Origin of the sequence: Indolivaga alginatilytica, from assembly GCF_003201355.1 — a bacterium.
GTDB lineage: Bacteria > Bacteroidota > Bacteroidia > Bacteroidales > Dysgonomonadaceae > Dysgonomonas_A > Dysgonomonas_A alginatilytica.
In genome coordinates this window covers 47,637-63,729 of sequence record NZ_QICL01000019.1, presented here as the reverse complement: position 1 = coordinate 63,729, position 16,093 = coordinate 47,637, and the positions used below count along the sequence as shown (strand labels likewise).

Below are 16,093 nucleotides of genomic sequence, written 5' to 3'. Positions count from 1 at the left end.
TGAGATCTAATTAATATTTATTTAAAAGTTAATATTTGTATGATAGTATTCCCTTATATAATAGCGTCCTTATTTTCGTAGATGCTAGAATTAATCTCTTATTTTTATAAAAATTGTATCTTTCTAAGGAGAAATTTTTGATATAATTATTATCTGTAAACGGTTATTTTTTTTCTTGAAAAGCACTTTCCTTATTGTATATTCCATCGGGAAAGAGCTGGCTCGAAATTCTTCTATTGATAAATAAAATGGAGTTGTTTAGTTAATTATGAGAGGATACAAAAGTATTTATTATTTTTGTGTATAATTAAAAAATAATATGGCTCTCAAACAGCAGTTACAACAAAAGCAACAACAGCGTTTATCTCCTCTTCAAATGCAGGTGATAAAGCTAACCGAATTGCCAAATGTAGAATTGGAGGAGAGAATTAAGCAAGAATTAGTTGATAATCCGGCTCTGGACGAAGGGCGTGAGGATTCGGATGACCCTCAGGATATAGCAGATGATCTGAATTATGACGAATCTGATAATATAACTCAGGAAGATATTGCTTTAGGCGATTATTTGACAGAAGATGATATTCCCGATTACCGTTTAAATAATTATAGTTCAGAGGTAACTGCACGGGAAGATATTCCCTTTTCATCAGCGGAATCATTACATGAGTCTTTGATAGAGCAATTGCGTCTGACAGAACTGGATGACCAGTCGACAAAGGTTGCAGAATATATAATCGGTAATATCGATGAAAATGGTTATCTTGACAGACCATTGAGTGCAATATCGGATGATTTGCTATTTCAGCAGAATTTAGATATACCATCTGATCACATTAAGAAGATATTGAATATTATCCAGGGATTCGAGCCTGCGGGGATTGGAGCTGCCGATTTGCAAGAATGCTTATTGCTGCAATTAAAGCGCATGAATGAATCGGATCTGGTTAAACAGGCAATGCTTGTGATCGAAAAATATTTTGATGATTTTTCGAAAAGACACTTTGATAAGATCGAAAAGGCATTAAATGTGGATGAAGAAGTTTTAAAACAAATCATTCATCTTATAGTGACTTTAAATCCAAAACCGGGTAATAACTGGGGGGATGCTCTTTCGTTGACGATGAATACGATCATTCCTGATTTTATTGTTGAAACTTATAATGGAGAACTTTTTCTGAGTCTCAATAATCGTAATATACCTGAGCTTAAAGTAAACAGAGACTATTCGGAAATGCTGAGAGGTTATACCGAAAATAAGAAAGGTATGACTGCCGAAGCGAAGAATGCAGCTTTATTTGTAAAACAAAAGTTAGATTCTGCCCGATGGTTTATTGATGCGATTAAGCAAAGACAAGAAACCCTGCAACGTACTATGCAGGCTATTGTAGATCTTCAATACGATTTTTTTCTTACCGGAGATGAGTCGAGTTTAAGACCCATGATCCTGAAAGATATAGCAGAATTAGCAGGGTATGATATTTCTACCATATCGAGAGTGAGTAATAGTAAATATGTGCAGACTAATTTTGGAATTTACCCGTTGAAATACTTTTTCTCCGAATCGATGCAGAATGATGCAGGAGAAGAAATTTCATCAAGAGAGGTAAAGGCAATTCTAAGAGAATGCATCGAAAATGAAGATACCAAAAAACCTTTGACTGACGATAAACTGACAGAAATTCTAAAGGAAAAAGGGTATGTGATAGCAAGACGAACAGTAGCGAAGTATCGCGAACAAATGAATATTCCCGTGGCAAGACTTCGGAAAAGCATATAAGAGGTCTCGAACCTTTTATTGCTTTGGAGAGAATTATATTCAGTAATAAGTTAAAGAAAACATTTAATGCGATATTTCAGAACCGTAACTAACTTTCGTTGTTATACTTGACAAAGCAATAAATAGTTCTGAGAGCTTAATACTGAGAAGTGTGATAATCAATAGTTGAAATTACTTAAATTATGTGGAGAATAGGACAAAATATAGCAAAATGCTTTTCAGCGATTTTTCAACCGTTACTGATGCCGTTTTATAGCTTGGCTTTACTGGCTGTGTATACAAATTTTTATCATATGTATGCCGGACAGATTCTACGGTTTTTGATCCCAACTTTACTTTTTACCCTTTTTATACCGGCTCTTTTTATTTTTGTCCTTAAGAAAATGAGATACATAAGAGACTACAGTCTCGAATATGCACCCGATCGTACTTTGCCGTATATGATATTTATTATCTCGAATATCAGTCTGACATTATTCTTTTATAATTCACATGTATTTTATTGGGTGTTGGGCTTGATCGCCGCTCCTGTTTTTATTGCTTTTACAGGTATGCTTATTAATTTTTTCTGGAAAATAAGTGCCCACATGTTAGGTATGGGAGGGCTAATCGGTGGTATACTTTCGGTTTGCTTTAATGTGAAAGGCTCCAATCCAATGGTGTTATTTGCCATCTTATTTATTTTAGCAGGAATATTAGGCGTTTGCCGATTATATCTTCGAGCTAATTCTGCAGCTCAGGTTTATGTCGGTTTTATTATTGGATTTGTCTTGGCGTATGCCTCTGTTTTCGGAGGATTATTGCTGATGCTTTCTTATTTGAAGTAAGATTCTTTTAGTAAATAATGTACAACTATTTTTCACATTATATGATTATAATAGTCTTGTAACGTTCTATTTATCAAAAAAAATAAAAAGGTCTGAGACCTTAATTTTAATATATATAATAGCTTAGTATATGAAACCACTTGTTGCAATTATTATGGGAAGTACTTCGGATCTTCCGGTAATGGAAAAAGCTGCGAAATTTTTCGATGAAATGGAAATTCCATTTGAAATAAATGCTTTGTCAGCTCATCGTACACCTCAGGAAGTTGAATTATTTGCGAAGAATGCAAGAGAAAAAGGAATCAAAGTGATAATTGCTGCTGCCGGTATGGCTGCTCATCTACCGGGTGTGATAGCATCGATGACCACATTGCCGGTTATTGGTGTGCCAATCAATTCTTCCTTAGATGGTTTGGATGCACTGTTGGCTATCGTGCAAATGCCTCCGGGAATACCTGTTGCTACTGTAGGGATAAACGGATCCTTGAATGCTGCAATATTAGCTTTGCAAATTATGTCAACAGATAATGTTGATCTGCAAAAAAAACTGACAGGTTATAAAGAGAACCTGAAAAGTAAGATTGTACAAGCCAACGAAGAATTGTCTGCAATAAAATACAAATTCAAAACAAACTAAGGTCTCGGACTTTAGTTTGTTTTTGTAAATATAAGTAAATGAAAGTATTTAATGATATACTTTCGGATTATAACAGACTATTGCTGTTATGCTTACCAAAGCAATAAAAAGGTTTAAGACCTTAGCAACCATTGTTTGTTATATTTAGGGCAATATAGAATATTTACTTAATAATAGACTTAGGACTATTAGGGTTGAACTATGAGTATAGACGACGTAAAAGCTATTTTAAAAAAGGAAGCTGATGCCATATTGAACATTCCCGTAACAGATGCTTATAATAAAGCGACTGATCTTATTGTGGAGCATGTTCATCGGAAAAAAGGGAAATTAGTAACTAGTGGTATGGGTAAAGCGGGGCAAATAGCTCAGAATATTGCAACCACTTTTTGTTCTACGGGAACACCTGCTATTTTTTTGCATCCTAGCGAAGCTCAGCATGGAGATTTGGGAGTGCTTCAGGAAGATGATATTATTTTAATGATCTCCAATTCCGGCAAAACCCGTGAGATTATCGAACTTATAAGTTTGGCCAGGCACTTAAACCCGAATATTCAGTTTATTGTTATAACGAGCGATCCCGAAAGTGTCTTGGCACAAGAGGCTGATGTTTGTTTATTGACCGGCAATCCTGCAGAGGTTTGTAAGTTGGGTCTTACTCCTACTACTTCTACTACAATGATGACTGTAATAGGTGATATTTTAGTGGTTGATACAATGGACAAGATTGGGTTTAATGCAGCTGATTATGCAAAGCGACATCATGGAGGATATCTTGGCGATAAGTCACGTAGCCTGAGTAAGTGATTTCGTTTTCTATTATTTTAATAAATACCCGATGAAAGTATCTGTTTTGATTCCCATGTACAATGCCGAGATATACATTTCGGCAACTATTGAGAATGTATTGAAGCAGACATGGTCTGATTTGGAAGTTATTATTGTAGATGACGGTTCCACCGACAATAGCTATGCTTTAGCTAAGAAATATGAGTCGGAAAACGTTCATATTTACCGTCAGGATAATAAAGGGGCAAGTGCTGCCCGAAACCTTGCTCTTGAAAAATCTACAGGCGAGCTGATTCAGTATCTTGATGCCGATGATCTTTTGTCTTTCAATAAAATTGAAGCGCAGGTAAAACTTTATACTAAAATTAATGATAAAAACGCAATTATTGCATCCGGTATACTTTTGTTTGATGGTGATGTGATGGAAACTATTTGCATTCCCCATCGGCAAATGTCTACCAACAGTTATAATAAGCCTGTTGACCTGTTAATTGATATTTGTCGCGAGAAATATATTGTACAGTCCAGTATCTGGCTGATGCATAGAGATCTACTTACTAAAGTAGGAGGGTGGAATGAGCAACTCACTTTGAATGATGATGGCGAATATTTCTTTCGGGTAGTCGGGCAGTCGTCTGGTGTTTATTTTTGTTCAGAAGGAGCTGTTTTCTATAGAAATACCCCTCAGAGCTTAAGTAAACAAGTTTCTCAGAAAGCGATCGAATCGCAGTTATTGGCAACTCAGGTTATGACTCAGGTCGTAATCCGCCTTGAAAATAGCAAAAGGGTCAGAGCTGCTTGTGTGAATTTCTACATGCAATACATTACCCGATTTCATAGTGATTATTATAATGAGCGTGCAGCCATAGAGATAAAAAGGCTGGGCTTTGATATTAATACTTTCAAGAAGGATACATTATACAAGATTGCTTATTTAATTCTTGGTCAAAAGTTAATTAAGAAATTGTCAGAAATATACCATAAGAAATAATTGAGAGCTTATTGCTTTCGTCTTATAATTAATTGAATAATACGTATTTATAGGGTATGTCGGTTTTGTTCGACTGTCTTATTTATGCTTATCTTAGCAAATAAATAGGCTTGTGACTAGAAAGGTCTTATAGCTAATTAAAATTTTTCGCCATGAAGAAACACTATTTTGCCGCCCTGATACTCGGGGCAGTTGGGTGTATTCCAACTCTTTTTGCACAAACAAAAGATTTTAAGGGTTTGGAACATCTTTTTACACTACCGGAAAGTTATGTAGTAGGGTATACCGCCACGGCTCCCGTTATTGATGGTAATATCAACGATCAGGTTTGGAAGAGTGCTCAATGGACAGGTTCTTTTCGAGATATCGAGGGTGATCTTAAGCCAAAACCATATTACGATACAAAAGTAAAAATGCTTTGGGATAGTACTTACCTCTATATTGCAGCAGATATGGTTGACGAACATGTCTGGGCATATCTGACTGAAAGAGATCAGGTCGTGTTTTTCGATAATGATTTCGAGGTTTTTATTAATCCCGTAAATACTTCTCACCAGTATTTCGAATATGAGATTAATGCGTTGAATACGGTATTTGATCTGTTTTTGCCGAAGCCATATCGCAGTGGATCGGGTGCGCTTATCTCATGGGATAGTAACCGATTGAAACATGGGGTTCATATATATGGCTCTCTAAATGATCCGAGCGATAAAGACAAAGGCTGGACGGTTGAATTAGCAATCCCTTTTGCTGATATTACAGTTGCTAATATAACTAATATCCCGAAAAATGGGGATATTTGGCGATTAAACTTTTCGCGTGTTCAATGGGAAACCGAAGTTTCGGGTAATAAGTATGTGAAGAAACGTGATGTAAACAATAAAACACTTCCTGAAAATAATTGGGTATGGTCTCCACAGGGTATTATTGATATGCATGCTCCCGAAAGATGGGGATATCTTCAGTTCTCGACAAATAAAGCAGGAACAAAATTGCCCGAATTTGTTTTGCCTTACACCGAGTTGCAAAGACAATATTTATGGCTCGTTTATTACAAACAGCGTGAGTATAGAAATGCTAAGGGCAAATTTTCCAGGAATCTACAAGAACTGGGTATTCCTGAAGTTGTTTCGATTGAAGGGAAACAAAATAAATTATCGATGGAATCGACCTCTTATCAGTTTTCTGCAACTATATCGAGTGCAGATTCAAAAGAAATAAGAATTAATAATGAAGGGCTTATCAACTAAGAACTAAGGTCTCAGAACTTTCTATTGCTTTGGTAAGAGGCAAAGCAATAGATTATTACAATCTGAGAGTATACTATTAAATACTTTTATTTATTTAAAGAAACAATATTATTTATCATGAAACACAGAGATTATAAGTTTTTCTTAGTTTGCCTTGTGGCATTACTATTTACTTTTCCCACTCAAATGTTTGGAAAAGATATCAAAGAAGAAAAGTCTGAAGCACAAAAAACTCATAAATTTTGGGTTTGGCTAAATCCTAATGACAAAGATACCGATGGTGAGCTCACTGTCAGATATAAGAAATACTACGATGCCGGTATAAAAGGTATCTTTTTTGAAGCAGATAATGAGCGTCATTTTAAAATAGCAAAAGCTCAGGGTTTAGAGACTCATCGATGGATGTGGATTATGAACAGAGGTGAGCAATATTTGAAAGATAACCATCCTGATTGGTATGCGATCAATGCTAAAGGAGAATCGTGTTTCGATCAACCACCTTATGTTGATTATTACAGATGGCTTTGCCCTTCTCGTCCCGAAGTTATTGACTATCTGAAAAAAGACGTTGAGAAGGCACTTTCTAAAGATTATGTGGATGGTATTCACTTGGATTACATTCGTTACAGTGATGTAATACTGGCCGTGAATTTGTGGCAAGTATACGGTATTGTACAAAAAGAGGAGCTACCTCAGTACGATTATTGCTATTGTGATGTTTGTAAGAAGAAATTCGAGGAGCAATATGGCGAAAACCTCGATTCTATCGAGTATCCTACTCAAAGTTTATCTTGGAAGAAATTTAGATATGATGCTGTTACCAATGTAGTGAATGAATTAACTAATGTGGCTAAAAGCCATAATAAAGCAATAACTGCAGCAGTATTTCCAACACCCGATGTTGCTAAAAGATTGGTAAGACAAGATTGGACAAATTGGAATTTAACAGCGATTTATCCGATGATTTATCATGGTTTCTATAGAGAAAAAACATCGTGGATCGGTACTGCCGTGAAGGAAGGATTGAAAGGGCTTAATGGTCGTTTCCCTCTTTATGCCGGATTATATGTTCCCGATTTCAAGGATAAAGACGATTTACGTGATGGCATCAGGTATGCTTTAGATAATGGAGCTGCCGGTGTTTCCATTTTCGGGCAGGTTGATGATGAAATGCTTGCTCTTCTGAAAGAATTCAATTAAGCGACATTTTTCTAAAATAAATAGGGTGTGTAATATAAATAATATTGCACACTTTTTTTATTGCATTAATCGGAGTGCAAAATGAAGTGCTGGCAGATCATCTCTTTTACGCTTTCTTTCTTAAAAATAAGAGAAGCTTAAAAGTTCTGGAAAGAATTGGAAGTTTGTAGGATGAAAATTGAGGTTTGAGAATTTTCCTGTATCTTTTCTGTGAAATGCAAAGTACAATCCATCTACTCCATAAAAAAGAAATCAGTGCGGCTTCATTGTATTTTTGTAGATTTCGATTCGCATTTATTATTTTTTGAAACCAAGAATCAAGTTCGCTGTAATCATCAAAAGTTTCTTTCTTTATTGAAAATTTTGAATCGAATTGTTGGAATGTTACTTTATGCAGATATAATTCTTTTTCCGAAGGTTGCAAATCAATATTCTTGAGTTCCCTGCAAATTATCCTGTTTTTGATTTCTTCCTGCTTTTCGGAATTAGTTACTGATACATTACTGCTGTGCCAGCGATATCGTAATAAGAAGTTACCAATGTTAGCAACCTTATGGCTATTGGCAATTCTACACCATAATTCGTAATCCTCGGCATGTTTATATTCTGTATCGAAATAATTATCTTTTAATACCTCACTCCGAATTAGTATAGTAGGATGTATGAAGGGTACAGAAAAAAGTAAATTTATTTGTAGATACTCATTACTTTGAAGGTTTAGTATTTTTCCTGTCTCAATATTATTTTCATCAATGACTTTGGCATCGGAACCACAGAGTGCATATTCTTTGTTGTTCTCTAAAAATGCTATTTGGATTCCAAATCGATCCTTTTCTGCGATATCATCCGCATCCATTCGGGCGATATATGCTCCTTTACAAAGATCTATCCCCTTGTTCAAGGTTTGGATTAAGCCTATATTTTGTTCGTTTTTGTAGTATCTGAGTCGCGTATCTGTATAAGATTTAATAATATTTTCGCTACAGTCTATTGAGCCGTCGTTAATTATGATTAATTCCCAATCAGTATAGCTCTGATTGATTATGCTGTCAATAGCCTCGCGCAGATATCTTTCTGCGTTAAAAACGGGCATTATGACTGATAATTTCATCATCTGTTATTGCTAAGTAAGTTTATTTTCCTTTTACTCTTAACCTCGTTTTAGTTATTCGGATAATTACAAATGTACAAAAAGGTTTACCGTACTTTATAAAACGATCCATTCTTTAGGTAAAAATCCATCAGGGTAGATTCCGTTATCTCCTTTATACCATTTGTCGGGAGCTATTACCAATTTATCAGGGTTAGTATTTAACCATGCTCCCCACCAGCTGAAAGAACTGTTGGCAATAATATTGTGTTTGCATAAGCTCATCAACTGCATATCTATATAACTATTCTTATTTTTATTCCAGTCGATAAATTGATGATTTGAGTCTGATAGGTCTAAGTTATTTTTTACCCAGTCAATGTCATCTGAGAAAATGAAAAAATAAGGATTACTTATTTGAGAAGATATATACTCGATCGCTTTTTTGTAATGTGATATATCGAGGATAGGAAGATTTGAGTTTGTATTTGAGTAATCACCACGTCTTATATGGATGGATACGGACGTATTCAGCTCTATTAGGCTTCGAATTTCATCGTTTCTTCCGATTAATGGTGCTTGGAACGTGAAATCTGTTCTTAGTTGCTCAGATATATCTCTAAAGTAGTTCTCATTCTGGAAATAACCGAAAAGTGTCATTTTCTCCGATAGCTTTTTAAATCGTGAATCATAACATTGAGCCTTTTCATCACGAAATATCCCCGTATTGCTGAGAAGTATACGCCTCGTATTACTTGATTTTAACAGGCCAAATCCTTTTACTGCTATTTTGTTGAAGATTGAGCTGGTTATAGGTGTTTCGATGTTGAAAACAATAAGCTCATAATTTCTTATAGTTGCTTTTGTTTTCTTGTTAAGTATATATAAATCAATGCTTAAATTTGTTCGGTGACGAAGCGATAAAGCCCTGCCCGCAGCATATTCAAACATCTGATTACCTAATCCACCGGAAATAATGAGTGTGATCATTAAATAGTTCTTTTCTTTATTTAAAGTCGTAGACTTTTTTTTGATGTCTTATAAGTGTAACAAAAACAGTAAGTTATGTCTTGAGGACAGGGCTTTAGTCCGTTGCTGTTACTTATCAAAGATAAAAAGAATTTAGCATAAAAATAGCTGTAATTTTGTTAGTGTGATTATTGCTGATAATTCTAAATATTTTTGAATTAGAATAACTCATTTTTGATGCTTTTTACTTACTTCTTTCATTATAGATCGTATCGAATTTATTTACTATCTTATCGATGTATGCTATTTTATTTTTTGCTCTTAAATTCATATTTTCAGTAGAATATTTTCTTTTTCTAAATTTATTTATGAATTTTAATCAATTAATATTTCAAAATAAACTATTTAGTATGCTATTTTTATTTTAGTTTATAGATATTTTTCTAAAAGATATTTTATATAATTAAGTTAAAATAATTTTATTATTATTATAATCTATAATAGAGGTGTATTTATTCTATTTGTAATGAAAATATTATGATATTATTTATTTAGTTATAAAGTTAAAATATAGATATAATTCTGATGATATATATCACTAATTATATATTTATTTTTAATGTATTTATTTATTAGTTTCTATTGAATTTTTTTAAAATAACCAATTGGAAAACTTATTAATAAAATTAATATCAATTATTTTCTTAGATTTAGTAATATCTGTTGTCTTTTTACTTGAATTATTGTAAGTGTTTTGCATTATTTTTGTAAGATAAAAGTATCTGATTATATGTTTTTGGATTATCTATTTCTCAGGTATTATACTTACAGAAATACTAAAAAGGGTTACGATCTTCTTTCAATTTTAGTCTTCTAAAAGAAAAGATTAATTAGGCTCGAGGTTTGATTCGTTTTTTTACCTTTGCCTTTAATATCTAAATAGTATTAAATATTTATAGACATCGCTTTATAATTATAACGATTTAGTGTTATTTACCTGCTAAAGCAACAAAAGGGGTTACACTATCGACTAATACACAATGCATTATTTTTTTAGGTATAGCTGGAAGTCATATTTATTATTTATAAAAGTAATATAAGAGGTCTCAGATCTTGGATTATTCGATGAAAGAGAAAACATTAAAAGAGAAAACAGTTTCCGGACTCAGTTGGAGTGCTGCCGATAAGCTTTTTCAACAATTATTTGTTTTTGTCTCCGGAGTTTTACTTGCAAGGATGCTTGATAAAGAAAACTACGGATTAATCGGTGTATTGGCTATTTTTACAGGAATGGCTAATTTATTACAGGAAAGTGGCTTTACAACAGCTTTAATCAGAAAGAAAAATCCAACCCAATCTGATTATATTACAGTGTTTTATACAAATATATTTATCGGATTTACTTTATATATAGTCTTGTTTTTTTTAGCACCAATAATCAGTAGTTATTATAATCAACCAATATTGGCTCCACTTGCGCGATTCCTGTTCCTTTCATTCCTGTTTAATTCTTTCGCTATCATTCAGAATGCAAAACTACTTAAAGAGATTAATTATAAGCTGATTACAAAGATCAACTTCTTTTCTGTGCTGATTTCATACTCTATTGCTTTACTTCTTGCCTATTTCGGGTATGGAGTTTGGGCGTTAGCTTCGCAAATAGTGGTTATTTCATTGATAAGATCGGCTTGCTTATGGATTTTTGGCAAATGGAAGCCGGCAGGACATTTTTCGGGCGAATCATTCAAAGAGTTCTTTGCTTTCGGCTCAAAGTTGGTAATAGGAGGGGTGTTGAACTCTTTTTCTACCAATATTCCGCAAAATATAATAGCTAAGCAGTATTCATTAGGGATTACGGGGCTATACAATCAGGCAACCAAATTGCATAATACGGTTTTTGATTTTTTGGCAGGAACAATCCAAAGTGTACCTTTTACCGTTCTGTCTAATATTGACGATAATGTCAGATTAAAAAAAGCTGTCCGAAAATTTATACGTGCGAAAGCTTTTATTGTTTTTCCCCTTTTTATCGGGATGATACTGGTTTCTAAACCATTTATTATATCGCTATTGAGAGTCGGATGGGCTGATACTGTTCCTATCCTTCAACTATTATGTCTAGGTGGGCTTTTTGCTTCTTTAGACTCCTCTAACACCGATCTTCTGAGGGTTAAAGGAAAATCGGGTAAGATACTTTCGCTGGAGATTTTTCGGAATGTACTCATTTTATTTGTTATTGTAATATCTTTGAGTTTCAAGCTCGATTATTTGTACTTGGTGGGAGGCTTGTCACTTACTTACTTTATTAAATACGTTGTAAGTTCTTACATTTGCAATAAGGATATCGATTACAAAATGGTTGAATTACTCAAAGATTTGTCTCCTTACTTTGCCACTACACTGTTAGCGGTGGTTTGTGGTTATATGCTTCAGTATCTGATTGGTAATTTCTTGCTGCTTACCATTTTTCAAATAATTTTGGTTGCGTTAATATATATATCAATACTCTATTTCTTCGGGTCGGTCATTGTCAGGGACGCTATCGGAGTTTTGACAAAGACAATTCTCAAAACAAAATAAGGTCTCGCACCTTTTTATAGCTTTGGCAAGTAGAATAAGTACAGTTAGTTATAACTAAAAGTTAGTGTTAAATAGTCGAAATTACTTAAGTATATGAAGTTAAGAAGCCCTGAGAAAAAGCAATCCTTTTTGAGACGAGTCAATTTATATAAGTATTATTCGCAGTTGAATAAGTTGCTGAAAGTGCCTGCGGAATGTTCTGATATGGTTAAACCACAAGACAGCGAAACAAGCCTTGATCTTATTACAATTGCCTTTAATAATGTTCATGTGCTTAAACATCAGATACGTAAAATAAAAGAAAATGTAAGAGATGATAATTACACCCATATAGTTGCGGATAACTCTAATATGCCGGAAAAAAGGGAAGAAATACGATTAATCTGTGAGAATGAGGGAGTAATGTATGTTGGTATTCCTCAATTAGAAAACAATTCGTTTATTATAGGGTCAAAATCTCATGGAGTATCTCTTAACTGGGTTTTTTATCAAGTTGTGATGAAACGTAAACCTCGCTGGTTTGGTTTTTTGGATCACGATATATATCCTATTCGTCCTGTATCAATAGTAAAAACATTTGACAATCAGATTTTTTATGGTAAAAAAGAGACGAGAGACTCGTATTGGTATCTTTGGCCGGGATTTTCTTTCTTTGAATTTGACTTTTTAGCTGATATTAAAGTTGACTTTTCGCCATCTAAGATTAAGGATACTTATTTAGATACAGGTGGAGCATTGTGGTATTCACTTTATTCTAAGTTGAATGATTCTGATTTTACTTTTGCCGCTGAATTACGAATAACTCTAGATAAATTGGGGTATGATTACCCTGAGACGGTCGAATTCATCGACGATAGTTGGTTTCACAGTATGAATGCTTCTTTGTGGAAGGATGCTTCGGATTATAGTGATGCCATAGATGATATTCTGACAAAAAAAGACTTGAAATTGATATAATGAACTGCCTAGAGTAGAGTGTTTTATTTAACCTCGGATACTACTTCTCCATCATAAAATCGATTGGTAATCTTATCACCAGACTTTAGCTCGGCTGAACTTTTTACAATTTTATTATCCCTTATTGTAAGTGTATAGCCTTTTTTTAGGATATTTTCCGGTGAAATTAGATTGAGTAGTTGTTCTCTGTTTACTAACTTATGTGTTTCTTCTTGAATTACCCTTTTCGCTGCATTTCTCAATCTGTCTGCAAAACTATTAAGCTTGTTGAGCTGATCTTTTGTCCTGTCTTTCGTTATATATGAGAAATGAGTGGCTAATGTGTTCAGAAATACTGTTTCTTCCGTTATTTTTCTATTTGTTGATGTCACAATCGATTCTTGCAGATCATACATGATGGTGGCTGTCGATTGTATTCTCTTTATCAGGAATTCAGCAACAGCAGTAGGTGTTTTCGCTCTTGTATGAGCTACTATGTCTAATACGCTATCATCTCGTTCGTGACCAATTCCTGTTATGATAGGTAGAGGAAATTGAGCACAGTTTGCAGCCAGCAGATACGAGTCGAAGCTACTCAATTCGGATGTTGCTCCTCCTCCACGAATGATGACCACAGCATCAAACTTGTCGATATGCTCGTAAATTCGTTCAAGTGCCGATATGATAGATGCTTCTGTTCTTTCTCCTTGCATAACTGCAGGGAATAAATGAGTATAAAATGCAAATTGATCCGCATTATTCTCCAATTGATTGCAAAAATCCTCGTATCCCGCGGCAGTTGGAGATGATATAACGGCAATCCGATTTGCAATATCAGGTAGTTCCAATTCTTTATTGAGGGTTAGCACTCCTTCCTCTTCCAGTTGCTTTATTATTAAAGCTCTGGTACGAGCCTGATCGCCTAGGGTATAGGTCGGGTCGATATTGTGAACATTGAGGCTATAACCATACAGTTCATGAAACTCTACACTGACCTGAACAAGAACTTTTAATCCTGTACCGAAAGCTTGCCCTGTTTCTGATTCGAAATAGGCTTTTATAAGCCTGAAAACATTAGACCAGATGCTCCCACGTGCTTTAGCTATAATATTTCGGTTTTGGCTGTCTTTCTCGATGAATTCGAGATAACAGTGACCATTTTGATTGACTCTCACATCGCTCATCTCGGCACGTATCCAAAAAGATTGGGAGAATGTATTTGCTATAACACCCCTCACTAAATTATTTAGTTCGTATAATGAGATTATTGCTTGTTCCATTGATGTGTGAGCTTAAAATATAATTTTATACGATTCCTTTATTCCTGTCCCTGTAATGGTTATAATTCTTACTTGTTTAGAAGAATCATGTAATCGGAAATCTTGTTCCTGTTCGCTTAGAGTATCTGTGAGAATTGTTTTTCCATCCAGATTGTGAACTCTAATCGTGTATGTGTTATCATTAGTTTCTCTATTTCTGAAAACTCTAAAATGACCGATACTATCGGACTTTATCTCAAATAGAGGCTCGCTATTGATCGCTTCCTCTTCTATTCCTGTTGGCGTGTTTCCTGCCAAAAGAAATGCAGTTTTCATATTAGGGATACCATATCCGTAGTAATTATCGGGATTGTTGTATCTGTCTCCGGATTTTCTGATAATATCGAGTAATTCTAAACTAGTTAGATTAGGTGCTGATTGCCATAAGCAGGCAGCCAATCCTGCCATGATGGGACCGGAGAATGATGTGCCTTGTGCCGGCTCTACCTCTCCCGAACTAGCTACAACGGCAGTATTAACTCCTACAGCTACAACATCGGGTTTTATCCTTCCATCTGCTGTGGGACCTATTGAACTGAAATAGGCGATAGTTGAATCTCTGGCTATAGCTCCAACAGTAAGTACATTCTCAGCATCTGCCGGAAATGCGATTTTTTTCCATGAGTTTGAACCTTCATTTCCTGCGCTTATCTCAACAAAGATTCCCTTGGATGCGGCTATTTCGGCAGCTTGAGTGATATAAGCGGTCTTTCCGTCGAGTTGTTCGTGGGTATAACTTTGTGCAGGAGCATGAAATGTGTGATAGCCAAGCGAAGCGTTTATTATGTCTACCCCTATACTGTCGGCATACTCGGCTGCCGTTGCCCAATAATCTTCCTCAATTGGGAATTCAGATCGATTGTCTTCTGATCGTAGCAACCAATATTTTGCCTCAGGAGCGGTTCCTATAAATATATTGGGGCGGTTTGCTGCCAGAACTGATAATACTTTCAATCCATGATCGCTACTTTTAAAGATGTCGTCACCATTAAATACAAAATCCTTAGACCCTTTTATAGATACATTATCAAGAAGTAAGAGCTCGTTCAAATTTCTGAATCCTGCATCAATAACCGCGATTTCAAGGCCTTTGCCTCTATATCCTTCTTTGTGTAGAAACTGACCATTTACTGTTCGTATCTGATCTTCTCCATATCCGTATTCACTTTCAGATTTAATAACGGTGCGTTTGCTTCTTGCAATATCTTTTGTTTCTGTATTGGTTGTGTCCCCTTTCCAGGCAAAAGTTGCATTGCTTACAAAGTCAAGCTCTTTTATTTTATCAACAAATGAGCTGTCTATACAATAAATGCTAACAGTACTTAACCATTTACTCCTTGCAACTACCTTGCATCCTAAATTCTCGATAATATTAATATATGTCGATGAAATCGGTATATCCGTTTCATCTATGCCGATGTGTTGTCTTTGTCGACGTTCTATTGCACGCTTCGAAAGAAACTTTTCGGGTTTGTCTATGGAGTAGGTTGTTTGTCCTTTGTCTTTGAGTTGTATTCTGAACATATATCCTTCGGAAGAGAATATCGTCAGGTTGTATAATACACAAAGGGAAAGGAGGATATATCTAATCATTCTTTTGTCTTTTTATAAGCAAATATATGGATGATTCATAAGATCGCCAAACATTGTGTTTTGGATGAAAATAATTATGACTAACTTGCGGGCTTGTTTTAAGGTCACAGAACAGATCTAATGTCTTATAAAATA

General features: G+C 34.8%; 13 protein-coding genes. 9 read left to right on the top strand and 4 right to left on the bottom strand.

Features of this window, described 5'->3' with window-relative positions; all coding sequences use genetic code 11:
* The first annotated feature begins 319 nt into the window (after positions 1 to 319).
* The 7 genes from rpoN (at position 320) to CLV62_RS14090 (ending at position 7,471) form a co-directional block, all read left to right on the top strand.
* The gene (rpoN, locus tag CLV62_RS14120) at positions 320 to 1,777 is read left to right on the top strand and encodes an RNA polymerase factor sigma-54 (protein ID WP_110311428.1); all 1,458 of its coding nucleotides are present in this window, start codon (positions 320 to 322) and stop codon (positions 1,775 to 1,777) included.
* 383 nt (positions 1,778 to 2,160) lie between these two features.
* Positions 2,161 to 2,604, top strand: a complete 444-nt coding sequence (locus CLV62_RS14115) for a hypothetical protein (RefSeq protein ID WP_146212752.1) — start codon at positions 2,161 to 2,163, stop codon at positions 2,602 to 2,604.
* A gap of 130 nt (positions 2,605 to 2,734) precedes the next feature.
* Positions 2,735 to 3,241, top strand: a complete 507-nt coding sequence (gene purE, locus CLV62_RS14110; protein ID WP_110311426.1) for a 5-(carboxyamino)imidazole ribonucleotide mutase — start codon at positions 2,735 to 2,737, stop codon at positions 3,239 to 3,241.
* Positions 3,242 to 3,442: 201 nt separating this feature from the next.
* Positions 3,443 to 4,048 (top strand): SIS domain-containing protein, encoded by a 606-nt coding sequence (locus tag CLV62_RS14105; protein ID WP_110311425.1) that lies wholly within the window; start codon positions 3,443 to 3,445, stop codon positions 4,046 to 4,048.
* A 31-nt stretch (positions 4,049 to 4,079) separates the two neighbouring features.
* Positions 4,080 to 5,021: a glycosyltransferase family 2 protein gene (locus tag CLV62_RS14100; RefSeq protein WP_110311424.1), complete on the top strand. Its 942-nt coding sequence runs from the start codon at positions 4,080 to 4,082 to the stop codon at positions 5,019 to 5,021.
* Between the two features lie 152 nt (positions 5,022 to 5,173).
* Positions 5,174 to 6,271 carry a carbohydrate-binding family 9-like protein gene (locus tag CLV62_RS14095; RefSeq protein ID WP_110311423.1) on the top strand — a complete coding sequence of 366 codons (1,098 nt, stop codon included), beginning with the start codon at positions 5,174 to 5,176 and terminating at the stop codon, positions 6,269 to 6,271.
* 117 nt (positions 6,272 to 6,388) lie between these two features.
* Entirely contained in the window at positions 6,389 to 7,471 is a 1,083-nt protein-coding gene (locus CLV62_RS14090; protein WP_110311422.1) for a family 10 glycosylhydrolase, read from the top strand.
* Between the two features lie 106 nt (positions 7,472 to 7,577).
* On the opposite strand, the gene CLV62_RS14085 is transcribed toward CLV62_RS14090, so the two are convergent.
* Both CLV62_RS14085 and CLV62_RS14080 read right to left on the bottom strand, forming a co-directional pair.
* The gene (locus tag CLV62_RS14085; RefSeq protein ID WP_110311421.1) at positions 7,578 to 8,585 is read right to left on the bottom strand and encodes a glycosyltransferase family 2 protein; all 1,008 of its coding nucleotides are present in this window, start codon (positions 8,583 to 8,585) and stop codon (positions 7,578 to 7,580) included.
* A 93-nt stretch (positions 8,586 to 8,678) separates the two neighbouring features.
* On the bottom strand, positions 8,679 to 9,551 hold the full coding sequence (locus tag CLV62_RS14080; protein WP_110311420.1) for an alpha-1,2-fucosyltransferase: 873 nt from the start codon (positions 9,549 to 9,551) through the stop codon (positions 8,679 to 8,681).
* A 1,104-nt stretch (positions 9,552 to 10,655) separates the two neighbouring features.
* On the opposite strand from CLV62_RS14080, the gene CLV62_RS14075 reads away from it, so the two are divergent.
* Together CLV62_RS14075 and CLV62_RS14070 are read left to right on the top strand one after the other, a co-directional pair.
* Positions 10,656 to 12,110 carry a lipopolysaccharide biosynthesis protein gene (locus CLV62_RS14075; protein WP_110311419.1) on the top strand — a complete coding sequence of 485 codons (1,455 nt, stop codon included), beginning with the start codon at positions 10,656 to 10,658 and terminating at the stop codon, positions 12,108 to 12,110.
* A gap of 93 nt (positions 12,111 to 12,203) precedes the next feature.
* Positions 12,204 to 13,067 carry a hypothetical protein gene (locus tag CLV62_RS14070; RefSeq protein ID WP_110311418.1) on the top strand — a complete coding sequence of 288 codons (864 nt, stop codon included), beginning with the start codon at positions 12,204 to 12,206 and terminating at the stop codon, positions 13,065 to 13,067.
* Positions 13,068 to 13,090: 23 nt separating this feature from the next.
* Here CLV62_RS14070 and xseA read toward each other — a convergent pair whose 3' ends face one another.
* Positions 13,091 to 14,326 (bottom strand): exodeoxyribonuclease VII large subunit, encoded by a 1,236-nt coding sequence (xseA, locus tag CLV62_RS14065; RefSeq protein ID WP_110311417.1) that lies wholly within the window; start codon positions 14,324 to 14,326, stop codon positions 13,091 to 13,093.
* Positions 14,327 to 14,338: 12 nt separating this feature from the next.
* Positions 14,339 to 15,958: a S8 family peptidase gene (locus CLV62_RS14060; RefSeq protein ID WP_110311416.1), complete on the bottom strand. Its 1,620-nt coding sequence runs from the start codon at positions 15,956 to 15,958 to the stop codon at positions 14,339 to 14,341.
* Positions 15,959 to 16,093 lie beyond the last annotated feature (135 nt).

Excerpts from the sequence above, each read along its gene's own strand:
- rpoN (WP_110311428.1), top strand. The coding sequence starts at position 320 with ATGGCTCTCAAACAGCAGTTACAACAAAAGCAACAACAGCGTTTATCT.
- CLV62_RS14115 (WP_146212752.1), top strand. The coding sequence starts at position 2,161 with ATGAGATACATAAGAGACTACAGTCTCGAATATGCACCCGATCGTACT.
- purE (WP_110311426.1), top strand. The coding sequence starts at position 2,735 with ATGAAACCACTTGTTGCAATTATTATGGGAAGTACTTCGGATCTTCCG.
- CLV62_RS14105 (WP_110311425.1), top strand. The coding sequence starts at position 3,443 with ATGAGTATAGACGACGTAAAAGCTATTTTAAAAAAGGAAGCTGATGCC.
- CLV62_RS14100 (WP_110311424.1), top strand. The coding sequence starts at position 4,080 with ATGAAAGTATCTGTTTTGATTCCCATGTACAATGCCGAGATATACATT.
- CLV62_RS14095 (WP_110311423.1), top strand. The coding sequence starts at position 5,174 with ATGAAGAAACACTATTTTGCCGCCCTGATACTCGGGGCAGTTGGGTGT.
- CLV62_RS14090 (WP_110311422.1), top strand. The coding sequence starts at position 6,389 with ATGAAACACAGAGATTATAAGTTTTTCTTAGTTTGCCTTGTGGCATTA.
- CLV62_RS14085 (WP_110311421.1), bottom strand. The coding sequence starts at position 8,585 with ATGATGAAATTATCAGTCATAATGCCCGTTTTTAACGCAGAAAGATAT.
- CLV62_RS14080 (WP_110311420.1), bottom strand. The coding sequence starts at position 9,551 with ATGATCACACTCATTATTTCCGGTGGATTAGGTAATCAGATGTTTGAA.
- CLV62_RS14075 (WP_110311419.1), top strand. The coding sequence starts at position 10,656 with ATGAAAGAGAAAACATTAAAAGAGAAAACAGTTTCCGGACTCAGTTGG.
- CLV62_RS14070 (WP_110311418.1), top strand. The coding sequence starts at position 12,204 with ATGAAGTTAAGAAGCCCTGAGAAAAAGCAATCCTTTTTGAGACGAGTC.
- xseA (WP_110311417.1), bottom strand. The coding sequence starts at position 14,326 with ATGGAACAAGCAATAATCTCATTATACGAACTAAATAATTTAGTGAGG.
- CLV62_RS14060 (WP_110311416.1), bottom strand. The coding sequence starts at position 15,958 with ATGATTAGATATATCCTCCTTTCCCTTTGTGTATTATACAACCTGACG.